The sequence below is a fragment of the Umezawaea beigongshangensis genome (genome assembly GCF_016464305.1).
GTDB lineage: Bacteria > Actinomycetota > Actinomycetes > Mycobacteriales > Pseudonocardiaceae > Umezawaea_A > Umezawaea_A beigongshangensis.
This window is the reverse complement of sequence record NZ_JAEIOJ010000049.1, coordinates 1-431: the sequence shown is the minus strand read 5'-3', so window position 1 is coordinate 431 and position 431 is coordinate 1. Positions and strand designations below refer to the sequence as shown.

The 431-nt window shown below is 69.8% G+C and carries 1 protein-coding gene; it reads left to right on the top strand.

Annotated features, from left to right (window positions below; all coding sequences use genetic code 11):
• Nucleotides 1–27 precede the first annotated feature (27 nt).
• Nucleotides 28–431 (top strand): AMP-binding protein (locus IMZ35_RS30285; protein ID WP_307869049.1); only part of this gene is annotated, 404 nt, incomplete at its 3' end.

Sequence of the window (431 nt, the reverse complement as noted above, 5' to 3'; positions counted from 1 at the left end):
TTCGCCCCGCTGTCGGTGGGTGGGACGGTGGTGCTGGCTCCGGACAACGTGCTGGACGTGATCGAGCACCCGGAGCGCTACCGGGACGTGACGCTGGTGAACACCGTGCCCTCGGCGGCGCGGGAGCTGCTCGCGGCGAACGCCGTTCCCCCTTCGGCGCGCACGATCAACCTGGCCGGTGAGCCGTTGTCGCCGGAGCTGGTGCGCGCGTTGTACGCGCACCCGGTCGTCGACGTGGTGAACAACCTCTACGGACCCAGCGAGGACACGACCTACTCCACGCACGCGGTCACCGATCCGGCGCACGACCGCACGCCGATCGGTGTGCCGGTGGACGGCACCAGTGCTCATGTCCTGGACGCGAGTCTGAGGCCGGTTCCGCTGGGTGTGGTGGGGGAGTTGTACCTGTCGGGTGCGGGGATCACGCGTGG